The organism is Arenibacter lacus (assembly GCF_008711145.1).
In the GTDB taxonomy this organism is placed as follows: Bacteria; Bacteroidota; Bacteroidia; order Flavobacteriales; family Flavobacteriaceae; genus Arenibacter; species Arenibacter amylolyticus.
Map to the genome: position 1 here is coordinate 1 of NZ_VVIN01000112.1, position 4,751 is coordinate 4,751.

General features: G+C 34.5%; 3 protein-coding genes. 2 read left to right on the plus strand and 1 reads right to left on the minus strand.

The window, feature by feature from the left end; all coding sequences use genetic code 11:
- Positions 1–752: 752 nt before the first annotated feature.
- Positions 753–1,484 carry a response regulator transcription factor gene (locus tag F1E73_RS16375; RefSeq protein ID WP_086477456.1) on the minus strand — a complete coding sequence of 244 codons (732 nt, stop codon included), beginning with the start codon at positions 1,482–1,484 and terminating at the stop codon, positions 753–755.
- Between the two features lie 454 nt (positions 1,485–1,938).
- Here F1E73_RS16375 and F1E73_RS16380 point away from each other — a divergent pair, with 454 nt between their 5' ends.
- Both F1E73_RS16380 and F1E73_RS16385 read left to right on the plus strand, forming a co-directional pair.
- Positions 1,939–3,435 carry a hypothetical protein gene (locus F1E73_RS16380; protein ID WP_150452572.1) on the plus strand — a complete coding sequence of 499 codons (1,497 nt, stop codon included), beginning with the start codon at positions 1,939–1,941 and terminating at the stop codon, positions 3,433–3,435.
- Positions 3,428–4,579, plus strand: coding sequence for a glycosyltransferase family 2 protein (locus F1E73_RS16385; protein ID WP_223883492.1), 1,152 nt, complete (start codon positions 3,428–3,430; stop codon positions 4,577–4,579). The genes F1E73_RS16380 and F1E73_RS16385 overlap by 8 nt, the downstream gene beginning before the upstream one ends.
- Positions 4,580–4,751 lie beyond the last annotated feature (172 nt).

Consider the following 4,751-nt stretch of genomic DNA (forward strand, 5'->3'; position numbering starts at 1 on the left):
TTTTTCGGAGGCATGGCGGAAGCCCAAAAAGACGAGCACCTGCTCGAAGACCTTAAGGTTGGTATCCGTATCGGAATAGGTATTGTGGAAGCCGAGGATGGTCGATTCTGGTTTCCCAAGGACGTATTTCAGAACGCCTTGAACTTTGTTACGATATAGGAGTCGTGCGATCATGATATTTTTGTTGTTTTTTACTGCCGAGGGCAGCTTTTCACTTCGCTAGAAGTAGGAGTTTTGCGTTGCGCAAAACATAACTTGCTATCCGTTAAAAACGGATATTTCTATATAAATATAATACATCGAAAACTATCCTAAAAGACTTATTTACAGTAATTTAAACCTCAAAACCATATAAAGCCATATGAGACCATATAAGACCAGTCCTGGTTTAACATGGTCTTATATTTTATTCGAAAAAATGGTGTGAAATGGTGAAATAGGTCGATTTCATAGCAAGGGATAAAAAGGGCAAGGGGTTTTCCACCCCTTGTGCTTTGGTGCGGTCCCGAGGCGGTCGGGAAATAAGGCAGACGGAACCATCATCCTAGGGATGGGCGAAAACGTGGGTAGGGAAAGATATAGGCTCGGAAGGTTGGCCCGACTGCCACAGGGAAAAGGCAAAAAGGAAACACCTTACGCAGAATCCTATCTCACCTTTAAGCGTCTAGATCAATTACCCATTAAACTAAAAAGATGATTAAGCGCTATTGATCTCAGATTTGCCCAGTGGTATTGTTAATACATCAATAAAATTAACATATAAGCTTATTAATATTAGTTAAGGCTATAGCTTCTGCAATATTTTTAACCTCCAATTTTTCAAACAACTTTTTGCGATGATATTTCACTGTCTCCACTGAAAGGAAAATTGTATCAGCTATCTCCTTTATAGAAAATCCCCTTATAGAATATAGAAGAATCTCCCTTTCTCTGAAAGTTAATTCTATTTTCTCGTGATTCATCCACTCATTCCTTCTAAAATCAAATACTGAAACTAAATTATCACCATCTTTGTATATTTTAATATTTCCTGAGTTATTTTCATTAGAAGGAGATATTGCACAAACTGCTTTGCAAATATCACCGGATTCAGATATAATCAACGGAGTTAATTTCAGGTGAATTAAAATACGATTACCCTGATTGCATTTTATATATAAATCGGCGGATATGGTATATTGTTTTTTATTCTGTTTTGGTATTTTATGAAAATACTCAAACATTATTGCATTTAGTCTTTGCATTGATTCTACATCAGACTGACTCAGATACTTGAAAAAGAAATCAAATTCCAATCCCATTACCTCTTGAGCGTTAAAACCATAGAGAAACATTGGGTTATCCGAAACATAATCGAACCTTCTTTTCTGGTAATCAACAACATAAAAGCTATCGGTTGAGGTTCTTGCCATCACCTTTATTACTTCTAAATAATTAGTCTGAGTAAATTTCTCAAATACTGGGGGGTCAGTAAAACTTTTCATCACGTTAAAGTATTGGTGGTTATTTATAGGGGTCGATTTCAAATATAAGCTATATGGATATGCAAACCAAAGTTGCACTATAAGTTAAGAAGGAACCATATCACAACATACACTTAACCTCGCAACAAATTGATTTACAAGTGCATGCCAGCCACACGCAAGACATAAATTTTACCCATAAACTTTTACACAAACAACATTACAAACCAAAACTACACTTTTGTGTAGTCAATACCTCATTTTTAATATTTAACTTGGATTCAACATTTTCATGGGAAATTGCCAAGACCTAAGCGTTTTTTATTACAAAACATCAATTCGATTACAAGCATTTAAAATAATCAACATTCTAAATATACGTATTGGATATGCAAACCAAAGTTGAACTATAAGTAATAGTAACATATTTATTAATAATTAACCATCCCCTCATAATAGGAAGTAAACATTAATTTTGAAACTTATATCAGCAACATTTCCAATACTTATGATAGGACTTATAGTTTTATCTTGCACTGTTCTTTGCATTTTAAATAGTGAAAAAGGGCACAATTGGGGAGGTGATTTTTCATTATACATACATCAGGCGAAAAGCATTAATGAAGGTACAAGCCATCAATTAGCCATGGCTAATAAATATATCGTAGAGAATTCGTCAGTGCATACGTTTAGTCCCACCCTTTATCCTTGGGGCTTTCCAATACTACTAGCACCAATCTATGCCATTTACGATGTTGACTATACAGTATTTAGACTCCTAGAAGCCATTTTTCTGATTTGTGCTTTGCTCATGATGTTTCTAACATTTAGAAGCGGTGGTGCATTCAAACAAACTAATGGTTTGTTCTTTTTTGCAATTATAGGCTTTAATATATCCTATATTACGGCAATAAATAGTGTGCTTTCTGAAATCCCTTTCTTGTTATTTTCCTTTATAAGTTTATTTCTTATTCTTAAATTATTACGCAACCATTACAGCAATTCATGGATACGATCTGTGGGTGTTGGGTTTATGCTATTCTTCTGCTTTAGCATAAGATCGGAAGGCATTGGCCTTTTTTTAGCATTATTCATAGGACAGATCCATTACTTGTTAATAAATAGAAAAGAGCAACCGGTATTAGCCGCTAAGCACTTAATATTTTTGGCTCCCTACTTAACGGCTTTGTTTTCATATTATTTTTTAAAATTATTGCTCCCATCGGGATTCACGTCACATTTTAGCTATAATAACCTTATTAGTTGGGATACTTCCCTGCGTAATCTAGAGGTGTATTATAAATGGTTCAAGGACCCTTTGTTTGGTAATCTAGCTATACCATACTTTTTGCATCTTACCTTACTAATAGCATTTGTGGGTATGGGATACAGAATAAAAAAAGATGTTGTATTACTAACCTACCTGGGGTTCTTAATTATTTTGTTTACAATTTGGCCATTTAGAGAGCTACGCTACTTGTATTCTATTTACCCATTTATACTTTATTTTTTAATTCAGGGCTTACAGTATTTATTTAAGCTGAGCAAAGAAAATGTCTTCGTAAAATATTTTTCACTATTTGTACTATGTGTGTGTTTAAGCACCAATCTTATAAAAACTTATAAGGCAACTTTTAAGGCCGTGAAAAGTCCATCACAAATGGTATTTGGTCCTGAGTCACCTGAAAGCAAGGAATTGTTTGAATACATAATAGAAAATACTCAAGAACAAGATATTATTGGATTTTTTAGACCTAGAGTCATGCACCTATATACAAACAGGCTTTCACTAGCATTGTTCAATTCTACAACAGAAATCTTAGAAAAATCAAATTACTATGTGGAAAATAAATCTGTTGGCAACTTTTTTCAAATTCCTATGGAGCATGAATCTCATAGGCTTTCTGACCAATTCAAAAAGGTGTTTTCAAATGGATCGTTTAACGTATATAAAATCATAACCAATGATTAACCCTTATTTATCTATTGTTATGCCTTGCCTAAATGAAGCAGAAACACTTGAAACCTGTATTAAAAAGGCAAACTCCTATTTAACTAACAATAAGATCTCTGGCGAAATTATTATTGCAGATAATGGTAGTACCGATGGTTCTATAGGGATAGCACAAAAAAATGGTGCTCGTGTGGTTAATGTAGTTTCAAAAGGTTACGGTTCAGCCCTACAAGGCGGTATCAACGCAGCAAATGGCACTTATATCGTTATGGGTGATGCTGATGATAGCTATGATTTTTCTACCCTTACCTATTTTGTAGATGAACTTGCTAAGGGATGCGATTTAGTAATGGGCAATCGTTTTAAGGGCGGTATTGAAAAAGGAGCGATGCCTTTTTTACATAGATATTTGGGAAACCCTGTTTTAAGCTTTATAGGTGGCCTATTTTTTAAAAGCCCCATTAAAGATTTTCATTGTGGTCTTAGAGGTTTTTCTAAAGAGGCTTATATCAAAATGGAGTTGAAATCTACAGGAATGGAGTTTGCCTCAGAAATGGTTGTAAAAGCAACCCTAATGGGAATGAAAATTACAGAAGTACCCACAACCTTATCTAAAGATGGTAGAAACAGACCACCACATCTTAACACATGGCAAGACGGCTGGCGCCATTTAAGGTTTCTAATCACCTACGCTCCCAAATGGTTTTTATTATACCCAGGAAGTTTATTGTTAATAGTGAGCTTAATTTTTGGAAGCCTTCTAACAATTGAGCCTTTAAGAATTTCTAATATACAGTTAGATGTACATATAGATGTACATACGCTATTATATGCTATGGTAGCAGCTTTATTAGCCACCCAATTATTTTTTATGTATGTCATTGTAAAGCGTTATAAGCAGCAACATATCCTATATAAAAAGCAAAATCAAAGGTTAAATTTTAATTTAGAAACAGGATTAATAGCAGGAGTGCTCCTGCTATTAATAGGTGTTTTATGGAGCTATTTCAATATAAGTGCATGGAGCGATACAGGGTACTCAGAGTTAAACCCATCTTTATTTATGAGAAAAGTAATTCCAGCAGTGTTCCTAATTAGTCTCGGTGTGCAAACCATGGTGTCAAGTTTTGTTATGGCATTAATAGGGGATCAAAAAAAATAATACACTATGAGCAATTATTTTAAATACATCCCTCTACTACTCGTAGTAACAACAATTCTAGTATTTGTGCCAACTTTCTTTAACGATTTTCAAAGAGGGTGGGACGATACTTGGCAGGTACTGGAAAATCCTTTTGTTAGCAATCATTCGATTGAGGACCTTAAGCATCATT